The organism is Providencia sp. 21OH12SH02B-Prov, assembly GCF_027362595.1.
In the GTDB taxonomy this organism is placed as follows: domain Bacteria; phylum Pseudomonadota; class Gammaproteobacteria; order Enterobacterales; family Enterobacteriaceae; genus Providencia; species Providencia zhejiangensis.
In genome coordinates, this window is sequence record NZ_CP114796.1 from 2266133 (window position 1) to 2286224 (window position 20092).

At 39.9% G+C, this 20092-nt stretch carries 14 protein-coding genes; 3 read left to right on the forward strand and 11 right to left on the reverse strand.

Features of this window, described 5'->3' with window-relative positions; all coding sequences use genetic code 11:
• Nucleotides 1–12 precede the first annotated feature (12 nt).
• From O7C57_RS10715 to O7C57_RS10725, 3 genes are read right to left on the reverse strand one after another with little or no spacing between them, the layout of a single operon-like run.
• The gene (locus tag O7C57_RS10715; RefSeq protein WP_269723121.1) at nucleotides 13–6249 is read right to left on the reverse strand and encodes an AAA domain-containing protein; all 6237 of its coding nucleotides are present in this window, start codon (nucleotides 6247–6249) and stop codon (nucleotides 13–15) included.
• An 18-nt stretch (nucleotides 6250–6267) separates the two neighbouring features.
• A complete protein-coding gene (locus O7C57_RS10720) occupies nucleotides 6268–6897 on the reverse strand; it encodes a 4Fe-4S single cluster domain-containing protein (RefSeq protein ID WP_154623434.1) in 630 nt (209 codons plus the stop codon).
• 3 nt (nucleotides 6898–6900) lie between these two features.
• A complete protein-coding gene (locus O7C57_RS10725; RefSeq protein WP_269723122.1) occupies nucleotides 6901–8739 on the reverse strand; it encodes an AAA family ATPase in 1839 nt (612 codons plus the stop codon).
• Nucleotides 8740–8968: 229 nt separating this feature from the next.
• Here O7C57_RS10725 and O7C57_RS10730 point away from each other — a divergent pair, with 229 nt between their 5' ends.
• A complete protein-coding gene (locus O7C57_RS10730) occupies nucleotides 8969–9406 on the forward strand; it encodes a VOC family protein (protein WP_244316425.1) in 438 nt (145 codons plus the stop codon).
• Between the two features lie 137 nt (nucleotides 9407–9543).
• On the opposite strand, the gene O7C57_RS10735 is transcribed toward O7C57_RS10730, so the two are convergent.
• From O7C57_RS10735 to alkB, 3 genes are all read right to left on the reverse strand, one after another.
• Nucleotides 9544–10008: a YaiI/YqxD family protein gene (locus O7C57_RS10735; protein ID WP_269723123.1), complete on the reverse strand. Its 465-nt coding sequence runs from the start codon at nucleotides 10006–10008 to the stop codon at nucleotides 9544–9546.
• A gap of 320 nt (nucleotides 10009–10328) precedes the next feature.
• Nucleotides 10329–11354 (reverse strand): threonine aldolase family protein, encoded by a 1026-nt coding sequence (locus O7C57_RS10740; protein WP_163861692.1) that lies wholly within the window; start codon nucleotides 11352–11354, stop codon nucleotides 10329–10331.
• Nucleotides 11355–11668: 314 nt separating this feature from the next.
• Nucleotides 11669–12301 carry a DNA oxidative demethylase AlkB gene (alkB, locus tag O7C57_RS10745; protein ID WP_154622938.1) on the reverse strand — a complete coding sequence of 211 codons (633 nt, stop codon included), beginning with the start codon at nucleotides 12299–12301 and terminating at the stop codon, nucleotides 11669–11671.
• A gap of 859 nt (nucleotides 12302–13160) precedes the next feature.
• Here alkB and O7C57_RS10750 point away from each other — a divergent pair.
• Nucleotides 13161–15344 (forward strand): glycoside hydrolase, encoded by a 2184-nt coding sequence (locus tag O7C57_RS10750; protein ID WP_269723124.1) that lies wholly within the window; start codon nucleotides 13161–13163, stop codon nucleotides 15342–15344.
• Between the two features lie 108 nt (nucleotides 15345–15452).
• Here O7C57_RS10750 and O7C57_RS10755 read toward each other — a convergent pair whose 3' ends face one another.
• A complete protein-coding gene (locus O7C57_RS10755) occupies nucleotides 15453–16331 on the reverse strand; it encodes an EamA family transporter (protein ID WP_163861701.1) in 879 nt (292 codons plus the stop codon).
• 84 nt (nucleotides 16332–16415) lie between these two features.
• Between O7C57_RS10755 and O7C57_RS10760 the strand changes: the two genes are divergently transcribed.
• Entirely contained in the window at nucleotides 16416–16904 is a 489-nt protein-coding gene (locus O7C57_RS10760) for a MarR family winged helix-turn-helix transcriptional regulator (RefSeq protein ID WP_154624243.1), read from the forward strand.
• A 171-nt stretch (nucleotides 16905–17075) separates the two neighbouring features.
• Here O7C57_RS10760 and O7C57_RS10765 read toward each other — a convergent pair whose 3' ends face one another.
• The 4 genes from O7C57_RS10765 to O7C57_RS10780 form a co-directional block, all read right to left on the reverse strand.
• A complete protein-coding gene (locus O7C57_RS10765) occupies nucleotides 17076–17960 on the reverse strand; it encodes a 4Fe-4S binding protein (protein ID WP_154624244.1) in 885 nt (294 codons plus the stop codon).
• Between the two features lie 141 nt (nucleotides 17961–18101).
• Nucleotides 18102–18761, reverse strand: a complete 660-nt coding sequence (locus tag O7C57_RS10770; RefSeq protein ID WP_154624245.1) for a CerR family C-terminal domain-containing protein — start codon at nucleotides 18759–18761, stop codon at nucleotides 18102–18104.
• A gap of 21 nt (nucleotides 18762–18782) precedes the next feature.
• The gene (locus O7C57_RS10775; protein WP_269723125.1) at nucleotides 18783–19565 is read right to left on the reverse strand and encodes a M24 family metallopeptidase; all 783 of its coding nucleotides are present in this window, start codon (nucleotides 19563–19565) and stop codon (nucleotides 18783–18785) included.
• Nucleotides 19541–20047: a hypothetical protein gene (locus tag O7C57_RS10780; RefSeq protein ID WP_269723126.1), complete on the reverse strand. Its 507-nt coding sequence runs from the start codon at nucleotides 20045–20047 to the stop codon at nucleotides 19541–19543. The genes O7C57_RS10775 and O7C57_RS10780 overlap by 25 nt, the downstream gene beginning before the upstream one ends.
• Nucleotides 20048–20092 lie beyond the last annotated feature (45 nt).

Here is a 20092-nt window from a genome sequence, read left to right on the forward strand (position 1 = left end):
AATTATCCTTTATTAATTTAATGAAGCACGATGAATTGCATCAAGTAATCGTTGTTGCGCCTCTTCTTTTGCATAATACCATTCTGTCAGTGAGACACGGTGCCTATGTGGCACAATACGCTCCAACACCCCTGCTCGCCATAGCTCACGTGCTCGAGCACGTTGCAGCAGTGAATGATGTGGCATATCACATTCAACGCCTAGCAAAAATTTTCCTGTTGCTTCATTTTCAATCAGGCAATCAAAATAGAAAACACCAACATGTTCTGGCGGGGCAATTTTCCATCCATGTGAACGAATGAAGCTGACAACAGACTCAACGAATGCATCTGATTGAATTGTGGTTTCTTCTTGTGCTGCCGCGGTATGACACATTCTACTGAGCAATTTATGGTTTTCTTGTTGCATCAATGGATCATTCAGGTTTTTGGCATAGGCTAAGTAGCCTTGTAAATAATCACGAGGAATTTCAGGTTTCCGGTAAGTCGTGAGTAAATCAGAGATCTCATCAATAGGCATTGATGACATGATCACCACTTGTTGACGAGCGCGTGTAATGGCGACATTTAATCGTCGCTCGCCACCTGTTTGCCCCAACCCCCCAAAATTACGACGAAAAGTTCCCTGAACGTTACGCCCAAAAGTCGTTGAAAATAAGATCACATCACGTTCATCTCCTTGAACGTTTTCCACATTTTTGACAAAAAACGACATGTCTTCATCGTTAGTTTGTCGTTGGTTTTCTTCGATATAGGCCTGATGGAACTGCTCATCAAGTTGGATTTTCGCTCGAATATGTTGATTAATCAGTTGAGCTTGTTTTTGATTGAAGGTTACGACCCCTATCGACGGTCTTTCATTAAATGGTCGCTTCCACAGTTCAGTTAAATGGTCAATAACCGCTTTCGCTTCATCTTCATTGCTTTGATTCACATAAGTACCATTAATCGGTAATAGCATTAATGGCTTGATATCATTAATAATTCTCTTGGAGTGCTGAGCAGGAATATTGAGCCTGTTTTCATAAAAGGCATAATTTGAGAAATTGATTAATTCGCGATACACCGAGCGATAATGAATATCAAGGGAATGAATAGGCAATACAGTGCGCGCAAGATGGAGCAGATCTGGACAATCACTAATTTGGCGATAATTCCATTGCTCATCAACCTGTTCTTGCTGCTCTTCATCTTCCTCATCACCATCTTCTTCGACGACTTTTCCACTGAAGAATTTTGATGGTGGCATCTGTTTTTCATCACCACTGACAATAGCTTGCCGACCTCTAAATAAGGTAGGTAAAGCAAATTCAATAGGCATTTGCGATGCCTCATCATAAATAACAGTATCAAACATCGCGGCTTTCAAAGGAAGTATTTGGCTCGCAACATCGGGTGTCATCAACCAAACTGGTCGTAATTGCATTAACCCAAGTTCACATCCTTCACTGACAAACTCTCGTAATCGCCTTGCTCGTGGCCCCGCGAGACGGGTAATCGCTTCCCATTCACGACGAGTGGCTAATAATAAAGAATTTATATTGAGTGTTAGCGCTTGTTTATTATATTGCTGCAACTGCTTCTGTAATTCAGAGAGCTTAGTAATATGCTCAGTAAGCTGAGAATGATTTAAACTCAAAATGGGTGATCGGGTTTCAATTTTGTTTTTAGCAAATACGAAAAAATAGTGTTTCAGCGTATTCGCTAGAGTATCAACCCAGTGTGGCATTTCCTCTTCGCTTATTTGAGGCTGTAATAATGCCAAACACTGCCAATGTGCATTCGTAAAGTGTACCGTTTCAGTTCTAAACAATTGAAACTGAATTAAGTCTGGCAGCGCACGTTGCAATTGTTCAATAATTTGTCTTAATGAACCATCTGCCTCAATCGTTTCTTTAAACTGCTGGAAATGTTCTGTTTTCAGTGTAGGTGCTAGTTGATTAAGTGTTTCAATACTCCTTTGTCGAGCTTCTGCCTTAACGATAGCGGATTCCACTTCACGGCATTGTTGCATAAAGCCATCATGCTGCTGAGTTCTTATGCTATCAAGGAAATGTTCAGGTTGTGGGTATTCAGCCAAAATAGTCGCATTGACTTCAACATGTTTGAGTAATTCAATTAGCCCACTCAGTTTATGTCGCCACTGTTGCCCATATTCTGTTGGCGCTATCGCTAATTGGCCATATATAGGCTGTAATTCTTGATACAATAAGCGCCATTGTTGTTCAACATCGATAGTTTTTAACAGACTCTGTAGTTTACCCTCATCTTTTCCTATGCCACTCGAAGTAATAAACTGGTTTAACTTACTTTTACGTACATAGTAAAAAGGATTGAAAAACTTGAGTAATGAGCCTTGGCGTTTTTCGCTAATAGCGCGAGATAATTCGCTTAAATTGTCGTGATCTAACTGAGTAAACAGTGGAAAATACAAAGGGTCACACGCGGTAGTATCAATCATACATAAACGATCATTCAGTTGCGTTAACTGCTGTATGATCATCGTGCCGACGGTTTGTTTACCATTTTCAGTTAAAAATAGGGTTAACCACTGTGAAAAATGGTGCCATTGTTCCGTCGTCAATGCAGAAAATTGTTTTTGGCATTGACTAAAGGCGGCTCTATGATTGGTTAGCTCGTGAATATTGATTTGGCTTTTACTTACAGCATTCACATTTTCACGCTGTTGTTCATCATCCACCCACTGTGGAAAATAGTGATTAAAACAGTGGTATTGCGAGTCATGTGATAAGAAAGTAGTTAAGCAATTCAACGGGTTATTCTGGTAATTGAGCGATAACCAACGTGGAGCATGGCTTTTCAGATCATGCACAAACTGAATCACGGTATGCCTATCTAATGATGCGAGATAAGGCTGTATTTGATCCTTGTCTAATGAAAAATAATCGGTTTGCTCAGTCAGCAGTAATTCAGATAGTACCTGCTTATAAGAAAGTTTTAGCTGTTCATCCTCGCTAAACATCGCCTGATAATAATCATCAAGTAGGCACTCATGCTGCTTCAGCGTGGCTTGTATTTGTCGACGTTGATGACGCCAATCATCATCATGTAACGCTATGGCTAACCTGCCCCATAACTGTTCAATTTGCTCTCTCACCGCTTGAATAATTTCTCGAGGCTTTTGGTTCTGATTGATCAAAAGTACCCGATCGGTTAATCCATTGGCAACTAAGCGTTTATACACAACGTCCAGCGCTGCCGGTTTTTGGCAAATAACCAGTACGGTTTGTTGGTGCCCTATCGCATCTGCGATTAAGTTCACAATTGTTTGGCTTTTGCCTGTTCCGGGAGGCCCTTCAATTAATAAACCCGTACCTTGTCGAGCCGCTTGTACCACAGACTCTTGAGAAGGGTCAGGTAATGATAAAAAATATTGCTCATCCGTTTTTATCGGGCTGCTCTGTTGAGGTTCTGAATGGTCAAGATTCAGCATAGTGGCAAGCGCCGTTTGTTGAATTGATTGCGATGCGATCAATCTAAGATCACTACTGATCGCCTGACCAATGAATGAGGTATGAAATAGTACGGCTGAACACACAATTTGCGCGCTATTTTCTGGAACTTCCTCCGTAATCGAAGGTAATGGTGTCAGTGCCAATTCTCTTGCTGGCAAGGTGTTGGCGAGTGTTGTCATGACCTCTTCCACACTCAAAGCAGCCAAAGACAGAATTTTATCCAGCACTTTCTGCCATTCACTCATGGCAGGGATCCCAACAAAATTGGCCAACGCTGGATTTAAGCGTACGGCCGCTCTCTCATTATCAAAAGCTAATTGTATTGGACCTCGTTGTAATTCCGTCGATTGGATGGATACTGGCCATAAAAATAAAGGCGCAATCCTAGGTTTAATTTGATTAGGCTGTGTATTCAGCAATAAAAATGGAAAACCCAAGTACATTCCATTAATACCAGTATCTCTCTGGTACAACTGAGTATCTGACTGTAACGTCCATAAACGATTGTTCACACCTTTGCGCTGTAACAGGAGATCACCGTCTACAGTGATAGGACGACTTTTCCGATTGATCAGATGCTCAAGGAGTTTATCTGCACCCGAGGTAGAACTTGCGCATTCAACTAAATCAACGCGACCCGCGTTTGCAGTTAAGCGCATACGGACTAGATTACCCCGTTGAGTGACAGACACTAATCTTTTCGAAAAAAAGTTTAAAACTTCAAGAAGATATTTCTGCGATTCGGGCACTTGCCACTGCTCTTTTGGGATAGCGAGCATGACTAGAATTTGTGGTAATGGTAAGCGGCGCGTCAGTAAAAAAGTGTCTACCCACTGGTCTATCACAAGAATGCCAATACGCTTAAAACCCGCTAACCGATCGACTAATTGTTGAAATAATTCAGCGCGTGGTAATGTTAATTGTTGTTTAGCAATAGTCTCATCAAAATCACTTATATCCTGTTGTTGAGCTAATCGTGCCGCCTCATTGGTTATCGTTTCCAATGAGATAAATTGCCCAATATCGGCACTTAGCAACAGGATATAATCATCCTCTTGCAGCTTCTGCTTCCCAATCAATACTTTTAAGCTATCGTTATGAGTATCCGGAAACTGTTGGTGAAAAATATCCCAACGTGCAGCTAACTGACTGACGGACGTTATCAACAGATAAAGTTTTAAACTTTCCTCATTTAAAGGAATTTTTTGTTGCTCCGCACGCTGTCGAATACGGCATTGACGGTAATAAAGTTGAGCTAGCCAATGTTGTTCGTCAATACGTTGGATTTCATCAGTCAACGGTTCACTAATAAATTGATAACCTAATGCGGGATGCGTCAATAACCAAGCTGGAGTGATGATTTCTCCTTGATAAACAAAAGGAATATTAGGATTCAGGATCCGCAGTGCTAAAGTCAGTTTAAGGTTATCTTCCATCTCGGAATGACCCACTAAACGTTGTAACTGACTAAGCACGTTCCCCATATCAGCAAATTTTGCTAACCAAGAAGTTATTTTCCCTCGTGTTAACATCGCAACGGCATCATCCCAATGCGTCGCCTCAGCAGCCATCATGGCCAATTCATTAGGATGTTTAAATTGATGTCCCGCAAACTGTAAGCTATGCGATACGAAATCACGATGAGCAGGTGTTGTTTCAAGCGCTTGTACCGGACGACCTTGTAGCCAAGCAGAAACTTGCGGCCACTGCCAACGCAAAAAACGATCCCTATTTAATAAGCCTCGTAATAATAATTGAGTGTTAGGATCCAAATCATCGGGTAGCTCTACACCATTGGTCATAATTTGAATCAAAAAAGCGTTATCATGAATATGCTCAAAACACTGACCTCGCGTAAGCTGTTCAAGCAAAATCATGCCTAAGCTCCACCAGTCAGAAGCTGCACAAACTCCACCAGCAAGCGTTTCAGGCGCGGTATAGCGTGAGATATCTAACGGTGAAACAATATCAAGGTCAAACTCAGATAAGCTAGCCGAGCCATATTCGATCACTACGATATCTAATGGCTCACGACTACGGATCAGTAAGTTAGAAGGTTTCAATGCCCGATGACGCAAGCCATGTTCAGCGAATGTCGCTAGCGCTTGCCCCATCTCCTCGACCAATCGTGGAATTTCATCTGGTCGCCAAAACTCACCTCGCTGAATAAATTGACTGAGCGATCCCCCCGTTAATGTTTCTGTTACATGCCAAGCTCGATTTTCCCAACGCCCTGTTTCATAAAAAACTGGGATATGCTCGACAGGAATAACGTTTAATACCTGATAGATAGCAGGATCAGGCTCTTCGCCCTTTTGATAGAGTGTGAGCACACCTACTTGGCCGGTTATTTTATTTGTGACAGCGTAACGTTCTCGTTCACTATCGACATCATTAATTCGCTGCTGTAAACACCAATTACCTATCATTCGTTCAGCCAAAATCACGGGCTGATTAATATCGCTCTGTTGCTCTTCAGCTATATCCGCACCACATTGGAAGCAAATGAGCTCACCCTCTTCCATTGGATGGCCGTTGGTGCAAACACTATTTTTTATTGGCGGAGTGTCATGAGCTAAGTCAATACCTTGATTATCTTTAGCCGTGTCAATTGAAATAACCTTGTCTTGGATCGGAGCTTCCCAGTCCTCATCATGAATAGGTTCAAGAGTCAGATCCCAGCCACAAGTTTGATTGTTTATATCTCCTTCACAAAAAATCTCGGTTAATGGACGTTTTGTGTGGCAGTGTGGACAAAAGCGTATCATGGTCATCCGTTATTCCAATTTAGGTTATTTCTTTAGTTGTTTTAGGGGCTGCTCTTGTTGCTCAAGTAATGTTCGTAAACGCAACATATCATGGCGCTGTGGGATGCCTGTTAAAAAGATACGCCCTGTCTGATCAAGTGCTAAATCAAGTATTTTATCATTTTCGGTTAACGCTCTGTCGTATTGAGCAAATCGCGCATCGCCAAGGGGGGTGAGCCGGTGTAATTGCTGATTATCACTTCCTCTAAGAGCTTGCGTTTGTGGCGCATTCTCTAGGTAAGGGCCACTCATCAGCGCATCAATCAATCCATCCATTTCTAAAACCTGCTGCTTGATTTGCTCCCATTCATAACCGCTATAAACGAAAATATCTCCCTGGAAGTGCTGTCGTAACGCTTTCAGCAACTGCTGCAACGCTTTTGGTTGTTCGAAAGGTTCACCACCGGAAATGGTGATACCATCCGCAAAAGGAAACCATTGACTAAGTTGTGCAATCAGCTCACTGATCTCAATTGCATTATCACGTTGATGCCAAGTATCGGGCGATAAACATCCTTTACAGTGCAAAGAACAACCTTGTACCCACAAACCAATTCTCTGGCCAGGTCCTAAGGTTGTAACAGGAAAATGTAGGCGTGAAAGACTGATTTTCATGCTTTAACTGACCTGCGGCTGTAATGTGATATGTGTCAGCTCGCCAATTTCAATATCTGTTATTTGATAATTTACTCCAGCAGTCAATTCACTATCAAATATGGCCCGTGATAATGGATTAATTAAATAAGCCTCTAATTGATTGCGAATTCCCCTTCCACCATTTGACAAATCAGACAAACAACGTTTTTTTAGGCCTTCTTTCGCTTGTGGAGAAATGGAGATATTCAACGCTTGTTTATCTAGTCCGGAAAGAATATTACTGACCATTTGCTCAAATATCTGCTCGGCGACATCAGGACGAATAAAATCGAATACAATGATATTTTCACCAATTCGGTTGAGCAATTCAGGTCGATTAAGCACCAATTTAAAATGACGCTCAATTTCATTTTTGACATTACGCGTGACGGTTTCAAATGGCTCATGCGGCTGTACATTCGCGACTCTTTCACCATTATCATCTAAACGGTAAATACCAAGATTTGAGGTAAAAATAATGAGTGATTCAGAAAAATAAACGCGATCGCCACGTCCCGAAGTTAATACACCGTCATCAATAATTTGGAGGAATTTATCCATCAAACGTGGGTGTGCTTTTTCAATTTCATCGAATAACACAACGCTAAAAGGCTTTTCTCTAATGGCATTCGTTAACTCACCGCCAGAATCATAGCCAACATAGCCTGGAGGTGCTCCTATTAGGCGCTGATCTGCATGTTCAGCACTAAATTCCGACATATCAAAGCGGATGTACGCATTTTCATCACCAAATAGCAGCTGAGTGACAGTTTTTGCAAGCTCAGTTTTACCAACTCCCGTAGGTCCTGCAAGAAAGACAACACCACGTGGGCGACCACCTTTGTGATTAGCAACCCCCGTCATAGCCCGTTTAATGATATCCAATATGTGAGTGATCGCGTGTTGCTGCCCTTTCACTCGGCGTTGAATAACCTGTGGTGCATTATGTATTTTTTGCTTATCAATTTTTTTCCATGGATCTTCAGTTATCCCAACTTTATACCGTCGTACTGCATCGCTGATACGAGAGACCTCGACCAATTCAATACGGGCTAGTTGAATAATTGCTGTAAGGTCAAGCAACAATAACCCTTCTGTTTCATCAATAAAATCATTGATGACACGCTCTTTTTCTGAATCAACGAGTTGCCCAAAACCTTGCAGTGAAGCCAATAATGTTGGTGCCAATTGGCGTCTTACTAAACTATCCGGTTTGGCAACAGAAATCGCCCGTATCCGTGGATTATTAACGAGAAACCAATCCGGTAAATCAGTTTCCTTTTCCACAATCCAAAACAACGTATTGAAGAAGGGCTGATTTTTCTCTCCAGCAGGCCGAGCTTTCGCTTGATGGGAAACAACCAGTGCACGCGTAAATAGGCTATGTTCAGCGGGGGTTAAATTGGCATGATGCGAAATCAGGCATGACGCAAAATCAATACATAATGCGATCGGCTGTTCCTGATAATTTATCCATTTTTCTAACACTTGATTAAGAAGGTCAATACCTCCGGCCGCACGCCCTCCTGACGCTGTTAACCCTAATTGCTGCATTAACACGTCTCCTTCTTGTGCTTGGCGAGAAGGATGCGTTACCCACTGAAATCCCATAAGGGGGGTATAAGTAATAACATGCGCATAGCCTGCATCAAAAAGACCATTAAAAAGAGCCTGATTAAAAGGTAATGGCGTAACTATATTAGGGGCAATTTCACTGGCTTGCAGGTCACGCACATTACCAAATAGTACGAATTGACTTTTTAAGGGAATAAATCGTAGTAAATCACGCAACCAACGAGGTTTTTGAAAAACAGGCTCCATGTTATTCCTTACATTCTTGTTAGATATTTTTTTAAAGTTTACCGTAAATATCAATGAATAGCGTATTTATATTAATGAGATTTTCAATTATCTGAACATTCTCATACGGCAATAAAAACAGCCTAGGACCCTTTATACTTTATTGATAAATATTAGAACAAAATAGACTCAGAAATAACTCGATATTTTATAAAATTACTTATATTTTTTAACCTATAGAGTGTCCAAAATGGCAGTAGAAATAATGAAATTAACACAGTTATGGCGTAAACAACCATCAAGTGAACACTTAACGACACCTCGAGTGATGGCCCGTGTTTTTGTCGCACCAGGGGAACTAGAAGACAGCATCACTTTTTATGAACAATTGCAAAAAGTCACCATGGATGGCTTCTTTCCGTTCCCTGAACATCAATTACGTCTCGCGATGGTCGGTGCTTTTCTTATTATTGAAGGCCCCGATGAAAAATTAGTGCCCTTTACGAGCACGCATACCACTTTATTAGTGGATGATGTACAACCTTATTACGATAAGCTTATCCAATCAGGAGCAAAAATTATTTTTCCACTCCAAAACGTTCCCACAGGGAAAGCTTTTAATGCCATTCATCCTGACGGAACCGTGATTGAATATGTTCATCATAGGCCAAATCATAAAGGTCAGTAGAAATAAAAAATAATAAGAGATATCACTGATAGATGTGTTTTTAGAAGTCGTGGATAAGTATTTACTCATTTAACACATAGACTATGTCATCTTAAATCGATTTTGTTAAGATGACACACATTGGTAGGATAATGAATCTATTGAGTTGCTAGCTGCTTTCTGCGGTGTAGTAACCATTTATCTAACTCATTAGCAAACTGTTGACGGTCACGCTGATTTAAACTAGCAGGCCCTCCTGTTTGTACGCCACTCGCCCGCATTGTGTCCATAAAATCCCTGATAGTTAAACGCTCACGAATGGTTGCTTCACTATAACGCTCACCTCTAGGATTCAGTGCTATAGCGCCTTTTTCCATCACTTCAGCAGCCAAAGGAATATCCGAAGTCACGACTAAATCACCCTGCTGTGCACGGCGTACTATTTCATTATCTGCCACATCAAAACCAGCAGCGACTTGTAACGTACGTAAAAAAGCAGAAGGAGGAACGGTTAGTCGTTGATTAGCAACAAACGTTACCTGAACCTTTTCGCGATCAGCTGCACGGTATAATACTTCTTTGATCACCTTTGGACAGGCATCTGCATCTACCCAAATAAACATAACATTATCCTGTAATCACAATATCAAAGCCTATATTACCAACTTCTTTAGATAAGAGGCATTGCTATTTCAATCGCATACCTAATTTTCTAAATGTTCGAGAAAAAAGATCCTTTCCCAAAGGAAAATCAGTTCAATACCCCAACGAAAAATGGAATTGTGAATGTTTACTCGAGAGAAACTGACCTATTAATATACAAACAAGGGGCTTTAAAGACGCAATTCACCACCGCATTGAAGTGTCCCCGATAATATCAAACATTATCGGAGCCACTTCCCCTATACAATGTCATCCAGTCACTTTATTCTGCATCTTTAGCTTAAATAAGTGACTTAAATGTGGTAATGAACTTGTCGACATCTTGCTGTGTTGTTGACCAAGATGTACATAAACGTAAACAACTTTGGCCATGTTCAGGTTCACAAATTTTGCGCAATACATAATGAGTCATCAGCTTCTCAGCTAATTCATTGGGTAGAATCACAAAAATTTGATTAGACTCTGGTGGCGCTAGGAACCCAAACCCTTTTTCTTCAAAAAGTTTCACTAACTGAGCCGCTTTATTATTCACATAAGCACCTAGCTGGAAAAATAAATCATCGGTAAATAATGCATCAAATTGAGCAGCTAACAACCAACCTTTAGCCTGTAAAGCCCCTTTTTGTTTTAACGAATAACGAAAATCTGATTTTAGTGTGGGGTTTAAAATAACCAATACTTCTGCTGCAAATGCGCCTATTTTTGTCCCGCCAATGTAAAACATGTCCGTTAATTGGGCGATATCTTCAATCGTTAAATCACTGTTGCTGGACATCAATCCAGAGGCTAAACGTGCGCCATCCATAAACAGTAATAGTCCATGTTTATCACATTCAGTGCGAAGTGCTTGAAGCTCTTGCTTACGATAAACTGTTCCAATTTCAGTTGAATTACTGATATAAACTAATTTAGGTTGAACCGCATGCTCATCATTGTGTTCTGCCAACACTGCCTGAATATGCTTAGGCTCAAGCTTACCTGACTCTGAGCGAACAGTAATCACCTTATGGCCGGTTGCTTCAATAGCGCCAGTCTCATGAGTTGCAATATGTCCAGACTCTACGGCAATTGCGGCTTGATGTGGACGTAATGCATGCGAAATTGCGGTTAAGTTGGTAATGGTCCCACCATTAAAAAAATGTATATCCGCATCAGGACATCCGATTCTCAACTTAATCTTATCTGCTATTTGTTGAGTATATTGATCAGTACCATAGCCATCAAAACGCTTTCCAACTAAGTTATTCAGCGTATTCATGACTGACGGATGTGCTATTTCATTATAATCATTTTGAAAACTGTACATTATTATTCCCAGTGTTATTTTTGTTAGTATTTTTTGAATCACTATTTATATTCTGATAATGGGCTATCTTCAATAGTCTACGTTGCATACCTGTTTTAAATACTGTTTAACCTTTATTGGGTAGTTTTTTAAATTATGACAACATAAATTTATGCATAAAATGATGGCGTATAATTTACCTAATAATATTAAGGGTATTTTTCTGTTTATTTACCTCCAATGAACAACAGGCTGCTACAGTTGAAGGAATTAACCATCTGTATTGAAATATCACCAACCTATACATGATGGAAAAATAATCTATTAACTCATTTTTACTGGCAGCGGCGAAAAGTGATATTAATACGATATTCGCCTAAAACAGGGTGACTCCCCGCTTTGATACTACGTACACCATGGTAATTTAATCGCGACTTTCCTCCCCAAACGACAACGTCACCATGTTCCAATAATAATGCTTTTTTGGGCGCCTCTCGGGTTTTACCGCCAAAATCAAATATTGCAGGTAGTCCTAAGGAGAAAGAAACAATGGGCTGCGAAAAATCAGTTTCATCTTTATCTTGATGCAAAGATAACTTTGCCCCAATAGAATAACGATTGATTAAGCAAGCATCCGGTAAAAAATTAGGGAAACCGGCCATCTCAGCGGCTTCTTGAGCCAAAGTCATAAAAATAGCGGGCATAGTTGGCCAAGCTTCTTTTGTGACAGGGTCACTCATTTGATAACGGTAACCTTGTCCATCAGTGACCCATCCCCATGGACCACAATTTGTCATAGCAACTGACATACTATGCCCCCCAGGTGTCACCATAAAACGAAAAGGTGATTGTTCTACGACCTGATTTAATGCCAACAATAGCGCCTCACCATTTCCTAATAAAAAGCCTTTTAATAAAAAAGCATCCTCGGCAATGGGTAGTGTGTTTTCTTCATTAGAAAATAGCATATTGGCCCCAGGTTAAATTAGAATGAGTCGTAAATTCTTGAGCGAAATACGACAATATTCGAGGTGACTTTACTGGCTAAAAAATAACACTTGATTACTTTTTAGTCTCTCCAAATATTATCCCTACATATCTAATTGAAATCTAAATCACTCATCGCTTTTTCTTAAATAACTTTATGGCGCGAATCACTAGCTCTACTGCAACTTTAATTCATGTTCCGAATGTCAGTGAAAGATTGGCTTAGTTCCAAAACGCTTTTTCGAATACCATTACAGAATATTTACCTGAGTTTGATTTCATTTTATTACATCTAGATGATTTTTCTATCGAAACTGTTCAAACGGATAGCAAAATCAGCGCAGGCAAAAAGGACTCTCTTATATTGACATGTCAGCAATTTTACACAAGCGATAGCACATTTTTCAGCCTTAGGTGCCCCTCTTTATCGTGGTCCTATGGATATTGCTCAAAGTCTGAAGATGTGTCAAGTTGCCGACCCTTTGCTAATTTGATTGGATGATAAGAAAAATAGAAAACAAATCATAAAGGGATGGTCTGCTTTCTATTTTTCTACCGATGGAACAGCAATGAGTACGACTTTGATGGATCAATTATGCTACGGGCACACATTTGCCGCGATAATCCCGAATATTACGCCTAATATTAATAGAACACATTAACATTTTATGTAACAGTAATTATTCAACGAAAAATAGTTTTGTAGAAAAGTATATTTTGTTTAATACGATTAATTCGAACTTTAACCCATCATTAAATCTGTTTTTGTTTTTTTTATGTGCAGGTTAAGATTTTATTTACCACAGTACCAATATATTATAAACACGGGTTTCTTACTGCATGAAAAAATACCATTGTAAACTCGCCATAACGCTATTATTTATTAGTTCAATTTCTCATGGTTTAACACTCAAAAATAATGATTTTTCTATTACTATAGAACCTGAAACGCTAAAAATCGCCCATGAAAATGAAGTTATTAATAAGGGAATTCAACAGCGTACAACCCAAAAAATCAAAGCAACTGACGATAAAGCCAGTTGGTATTGGCCAGACAGGCAAATGAACGTTTCTGCTAGACTTGAAGGTCAGCAACTTCGTTTACGTTTTACAACTAGTCAAGTCCAAACATTTTTTTGGTATCAATCACCTAAGGACATCTCTGCGTTATATATGCCACTGGGTGAAGGTAGCCATATTCCAACTGACAATATTATATGGCAACAATATTTATTAAAGGAACAAAATGGTATTGATACCAATTATGACCTAAAACTTCCTTTATGGAGCCAACAACAAAATCGAGTATATAGCTGGCTATTAATAAATCCATTTAATAATAAAATTAATTTTTCAACACAATCTAAACAACTACACATGTCTTCTGGTCATATTTTCGACCAATTTAATCTTGAGCAACCTTTTGACGTTATTCTTTCGGTTGGTAACTCTCCTATTGATGGAGCGCTTGCGTATCGGCAATATTTAGAATCCATCGGTGAAATAAAAACACTACGAGAAAAATTTACCTATATACATGATGGTTATAAATTAATTGGTGCTACCCATATTTATGTTTGGGGTAAAGGATTACTTGATCAACAGGATATTAAAGATTGGCAAGGGCTAAGCCAATATTTGCAATCTTCGAGCGGCAAACGTATTTGGCAAGCTCTTGAAAAGGATGCACAAACCGCCTTCAAAAAAATCACACTTGCTCCCCCAGAAGAATGGCAGCGGCCTTATTTAACCAATGCTTTAAACAATGCTTTTAAACGCATTATTCCTAATTCTAAAGCTCCTTACGATGCGGAATTTTTACAACATCAGCAAGTGCAAGCTCAAAAAATTAAACGTTTCGCTGCTCTGCAATTAGGTCCATGGTTAACCGCTAGTCAAAATTGGGGACAAGGGTTATCCATTCCTCTAATTAACCAGCTAAATATTAGAGGATTAGATAGAATTTGGTTAGGTGTTGATAATTGGGCTGTCACCTTTTATCAGCCTCAAGCCGTCGATCAGACATTAGAACTAGGTTATTTAATCGGCAGTTATGACTCCTATGACACAGGGATCCCTGCTGGAGTGAATGACCAATGGCTTACCGCTCAGATTCCCTCCGAGTTACGTAAAAAATGTGCCATTGTGCAAAAAAATGGTCAAAAACTACCGGGGTTTGGAGGTCAAGGCTATTACCTTAATCCAGGCTGTATGCTGAATTACTCAAAAAATAGAATCAAAAATATCCTTGAATTATCACACACTAATAGCCTCTTCCTGGATGTTGATGGTACTGCGATGGTGACGAATGACTATCATCCAGAGAATAGAACGAGCGCACAACAAATGGCTCAGGCACGTAATACACGTCTAGAATGGATTGAAAAAAACCTTAGGATCCCTCTCGGGTCTGAAGATGGTAATGCCTTAACAGCCAAACATTTAATGTTTGCTCATGGAATGGAAACTTGGGGATTTGGTTGGGGAGATCAGAGCATCCATAAAGATAAAAATTCGCCTTACTATTTAGGTGCATGGTGGCCTGAAAGTGAGCCCGCAACATTCTTCAAAAAAGCAAAATTAAAACAACCTTATTTAACGGTTGAATTTGATCCTCGCTGGCGGCTCCCGCTATATCAAGCTGTATTTCATGATACTATCATTAGCACTCATCACTGGACTTTCGATAATTTGAAATTCCCAGAGGTACAAACAACTCGGGAACTACTCAGCCAATTATATAATACAGCACCACTATATAATTTAAGTCGTAATACAATCCAAAAACGGCTCCCTGACATACTCAAGTCAAATGAGGTTTATCGTCCATTGCACGAGGTTTTATGGGACAAAAAGATGGTGGGCTTCCAATGGCTCGATAATGAAGGATGGGTACAAAAGACAACTTTTAGTGATGGAACCGTCATTATGGCCAATTTTTCTAAACAAGCCTTTAACGATTTACCCCCTCAATCCTTGAAAGCCATTTTGGCAAGCGGAAGAGTTATTCAACAAAGCTACTGACATTCGCGCCACCAGCAGTAAACAAACTAAAGGGCAAAGCGTCCGGATACGACTTGCCCTTTTCTTATATTATAAATTTATAGTTATTTTTATTAATTAGTCGCTTAATTATACGGCTTGTTGTAATTTCCGTTGCGCTAATCGTTTTTCTGACTGTTGACTCCCCCAAACACTAACTAATATCACCACCATACCAACAAATTGTAATAAACTTAGGTGCTGTTCTAATACTATCCAGCCTAATACAACTGCACTCACTGGGCTCAAAAAACCTAAAGAAGCGACCGAACTCGGCCCCAATAATGCAAGTCCTCTAAACCATAATGCATAAGTTAATGCACCACCAATCAAAGTTAGATAGCTGATCCCAAGCATATTCATGACGGTGAGTGAAGGTAATGCAGGTTCTAACCATAAAGCAAACGGTAATAATACCACTCCACCTGCTGTTAATTGCCAAGCAGTAAAAGTTAATGGTGTCACCGGTGGCTGCCAACGTCGACTAAGTACGGTACCCGCTGCCATCGAAAAAGCGCCAGCAAATCCTGCAATGATACCTGTAAAGTCCAGCGCTGCACTTGGAGTTAATAGCAATATTGCAACCCCTGAAATACCTGTCAATGAAGCGACTATTGATAGTACTGAGAGTTGACTTTTCAACAACCAATAGCTTAAAAACAATACAATTAACGGTTGTACAGCCCCCACCGTTGCAGCAACACCACCAGGTAAACGGTACGCTGAAACAAACAACAACCACCAAAATAACGAAAAGTTTAAGATCCCCAATACAATAACCCGTAGCCACCATACGCCTTGTGGCAGCTTACGCAGCCAAATCAATAATAATAACCCCGCAGGTAACGCTCTTAATACCGCTAAAGTTAGCGGAAATCCAGCGGGTAGCATTTCCGTAGTAATTAAATAAGTACTTCCCCAAACAATAGGTGCTAATGCAGTTAGCAATAAAATGGAATAACGATTCATTATCAAACTCGGTTAATTTATCTTGATATCAAGATAGTTTTAACTTACCTTGACGTCAAGATAAATTATTGACATAATTCACCTATGGATCGCATAGATAAAATCACTCAACAATGGGCCAATCAACGTCCCGATTTAGATATTAGTTCGATGGGCTTGATAGGTCGTTTAAGCAATATCGTTTTCCATCTCACTCGTGAAATGGAAAAAGTATTTGCGCAATTTGGCCTTAATCGTTCAAGCTTTGATGTGCTAGCAACCTTACGCCGAGCAGGAAGTCCTTATACCCTATCCCCTGGTGATATGCTTGCTACTCTCATGGTTACGTCAGGGACAATGACAAATCGAATCGATCAGCTAGAAAAAATTGGGTTAGTCGCACGCCACCCTAATCCTGAAGATGGGCGTGGTTTTTTGGTTTCATTAACTGACAGTGGATTAGCTCTCATCGATCAAGCAATTGAAAAGCATGTTGCCAATCAAGCAAGGCTAGTGGAAGGTTTAAGCCCTGAAGAACAGGCGTCGTTAAATCAAATTTTACGCGTATTTCTTGCCTCTTTAGAAAGTCAATAAATCACCTTCTAGCTTCAAATTATTTGAGCGATATAACACTATCGCCCAATGTATCAACTTGTCACTAGTTAATGCGTTATACAGTGCATTAAAGCCGAGCCATTCGCGAAGAAATAGAAAGCTAAGATTTTAACGCAAAAATGTATAAGGCAATCTAAGCATACCCCGACTTTATAACCAACCTTGCTTTTTATGCTGTGCACAAATCGGACATAAACGCTCATTTGGTTGCCAAGCTAAAAAAGAGAGTCGACATTTTTCGCATTGACCATCGTAATAATGGTATATTCTTGCTTGATTATCTTTTGCCACAAAGGGTTTGACGTCAATGGATTGAGGAAAGCATACCACTTGGCAACTCATACAACCTGTGCATTTTTTCTCATCAAAAATAAATTGATTATTTTCTAATTTAATAGCCTGTTCATCACAAACTTTTGCGCAAGCACCACATAAAATACAACTCTCTGCATTTAACTCAATCTGGAACCAACTATCTTGCGGATAAAATTGCTTACGCGCATTAAGACCGGTTCTGACTTGACCTTTACTTAATGGGTTTTCGTCTAATTTTTGTCGAAAAAATAATGAACGTCGCCCACTATCAACTTCAGGCGCTTCAGTCACCACTAGCTGCCAGACAGGCTCTTGAAGATGTTTAAGTTTTACATTCAGTGCAGCAAGTACTGGTAACCACTTATCCACTAATGGTTCAGCAATTTCTATGCCATTAATCTGATATTGCTTATGCCACACTAATAACTCTTCAATACTAGCTAATGGCTCATCATGGCTAATGACTAAACGGTTATTATGATAGGAGCGTTCATGAGGATCGATATTATCGATTGCATCAACGGGGCATGAAAACAAACAATTACCACATTGATAACAAAGTTGATTATCAATAGCAGCACTCATAGAACCCAAAGTAATCGCCTCAACAGGGCAAACCTGTGCACAACTATCACAAACACTATTTTTGAGGCGTTTTCTTACGCATTTACCATTAATCATAGGCTCAGGAGGAAGCTCCATCCTAATAAAACGCCTCATACAACTAAACTCCATGACTTAGCAATAAGCGCCATTATACCCATTAATCAGAATTTATGGGAATGATAGTAAACCAATGATTGATCATGGACAGGTAATAACAACAGTCACCATGATAGAGAGTATGATGATAACTGTTTTTTATACTCGTAATGCCCTACTCGCTAATAGACTTATTTGCTGTAAAATTTCATCAAGTAATGATTGGTCAATGTTATCTTGATTCAACCTTTTCAATAACGGTCTTTTCGCCACGACGAAACCTAAGACCTGACCAATAATTGCATGTGCACGAATAATTGCAGTCTGTTCATCCAGTTGATTGATAAACTGAATCAAACCTGATAACCGAATATGAAATGGTTCAATAAAATCACGATAAATAATTTGGTAATTCTCTGTCGGTTCAAGCTGCTCCCTTAAGATCAATACCGAATAATAATTATGCGCTGGCTGTAACAACGCATTCCCAAGACCATTGATTAACATATGCAGTAAAGCATTGGCTTCTTCTGTTTGTCTGGATGACTGCTGTGTCAGTTTCGTGAAAGCCCGATCAAATTCATGAGGATGGCTCGCAGCCGCAAGATCGGACGCAATTTTTTGAATAACAGCGGAATAGACCCCTAACTTTCCTCCCATATGATAAGGAATGGCTGATTGGTTGACCCCTGCATTGTCAGCTAACTGACGAGTTCTTACCCCAGCAATTCCATGAAGAGCAAATAATTTGATGCCTTCATTTATCAATTTTTCTTTGGTTAGCTCAGAAGAAAGCGTATTTTTATTCGTTTCTGTCATATCCCGCTGTGACCTTATGGGTTAAATATCGGCTCGCATCAAATACGTGGAATTAGTATTTAATTCAATGCCTTTTTCTTTGCCAACGACGACGGTTCCGCCTAAATTACATAAATGATAACCAAAGGCGCAATTAGGTTCAAACGCAAACGTCATACCTGCTTTTAGTACTAATTCTCTGCCTGGATTAGGTAACCTTTCTAATTGGCGATACTTTTGTGCAATAGGCAGTGATTCAATGCCAGGCGCTGTGCCGAAACCAATTGGCCCATAAGGATTAATACTATGAATCAATGGATGCACGTGCCAACCCTTTGATTTTAATAAAGGTTGTTCCATTTTATCGACAACCTCACCAAAAGTAACCCCTTCTTTCAAATATTCAATACCAATTTCATAGCACTCACGTGCCACTTCGGCGGCTCTTTCGACGTTAGGATGAACTTTACCGACAGCAACAGCGGCTTGATGTTGAGTTTCATACATGCCATACAAAGCAAATATTTCTGTTAAAACAATATCACCCTCTTGGATTTCACGAGGTTTTTGTGAACGATATTGCCACGCGGGTTGTCCCCAACCAATATATTCAGGGCCCGAACCCATTAAGATTTCAGCCGTAAATCCTCCCATAGATAAACAAGTCGATGTCACAGCAGCTGCAATGTCGGCTTCAGTATTCCCCGGAATTGCAGTTGCACGCATGGCTTCACTCATCGCTTCACCAATCATCGCAGCATGCCGAATATGCGCTAACTCCTCTTCACTTTTAACAGAAGCTAACTGGAAAAATTGTTTATACACGGGAACAAAATGGATATTGGGTAACCTTTTTTAATTTCTGTTAAGGTATTAAATGGCATCGCCCCATCAAAATAGAAAGGAGGGTATGGCTCTAAGCCTATTACACCTATTTTGGCGTTAGATGAGATATCTAAATCAATTAATATTTGTGCAATATTACGCCCTGTTTTACCTACAACAATTTGTTCAGGTGAAATCCACTGTAGATCACCACGCATGGCTGCTTGCATATGGTCAGCAACCATCATGGGAGCAAAAGTAACCACGACTGGCGGCTTATCAAGGTGGAACAAAACAACCGATCCTAATCGGTCATTGGTAAAATAATGGTCGATACAAAATGGTGCTGGTGCCGCAGACTCCCTATCACCATATACCATCAAGACTTCAAGACCATTAGCTTGCATAATTTGACGTGCAAGGTTCCACCTTCTATCTCGTTCATTAATAGAAAATGTATTTGGGATCATCGTATTTTTCATAAAAACCTCATTTCATTCATTTGAATGAATTAAATGTAGATCATA

Coding starts and splice junctions, on each gene's coding strand:
- O7C57_RS10715 (WP_269723121.1), bottom strand. CDS start 6,249: ATGACCATGATACGCTTTTGTCCACACTGCCACACAAAACGTCCATTA.
- O7C57_RS10720 (WP_154623434.1), bottom strand. CDS start 6,897: ATGAAAATCAGTCTTTCACGCCTACATTTTCCTGTTACAACCTTAGGA.
- O7C57_RS10725 (WP_269723122.1), bottom strand. CDS start 8,739: ATGGAGCCTGTTTTTCAAAAACCTCGTTGGTTGCGTGATTTACTACGA.
- O7C57_RS10730 (WP_244316425.1), top strand. CDS start 8,969: ATGGCAGTAGAAATAATGAAATTAACACAGTTATGGCGTAAACAACCA.
- O7C57_RS10735 (WP_269723123.1), bottom strand. CDS start 10,008: ATGTTTATTTGGGTAGATGCAGATGCCTGTCCAAAGGTGATCAAAGAA.
- O7C57_RS10740 (WP_163861692.1), bottom strand. CDS start 11,354: ATGTACAGTTTTCAAAATGATTATAATGAAATAGCACATCCGTCAGTC.
- alkB (WP_154622938.1), bottom strand. CDS start 12,301: ATGCTATTTTCTAATGAAGAAAACACACTACCCATTGCCGAGGATGCT.
- O7C57_RS10750 (WP_269723124.1), top strand. CDS start 13,161: ATGAAAAAATACCATTGTAAACTCGCCATAACGCTATTATTTATTAGT.
- O7C57_RS10755 (WP_163861701.1), bottom strand. CDS start 16,331: ATGAATCGTTATTCCATTTTATTGCTAACTGCATTAGCACCTATTGTT.
- O7C57_RS10760 (WP_154624243.1), top strand. CDS start 16,416: ATGGATCGCATAGATAAAATCACTCAACAATGGGCCAATCAACGTCCC.
- O7C57_RS10765 (WP_154624244.1), bottom strand. CDS start 17,960: ATGAGGCGTTTTATTAGGATGGAGCTTCCTCCTGAGCCTATGATTAAT.
- O7C57_RS10770 (WP_154624245.1), bottom strand. CDS start 18,761: ATGACAGAAACGAATAAAAATACGCTTTCTTCTGAGCTAACCAAAGAA.
- O7C57_RS10780 (WP_269723126.1), bottom strand. CDS start 20,047: ATGAAAAATACGATGATCCCAAATACATTTTCTATTAATGAACGAGAT.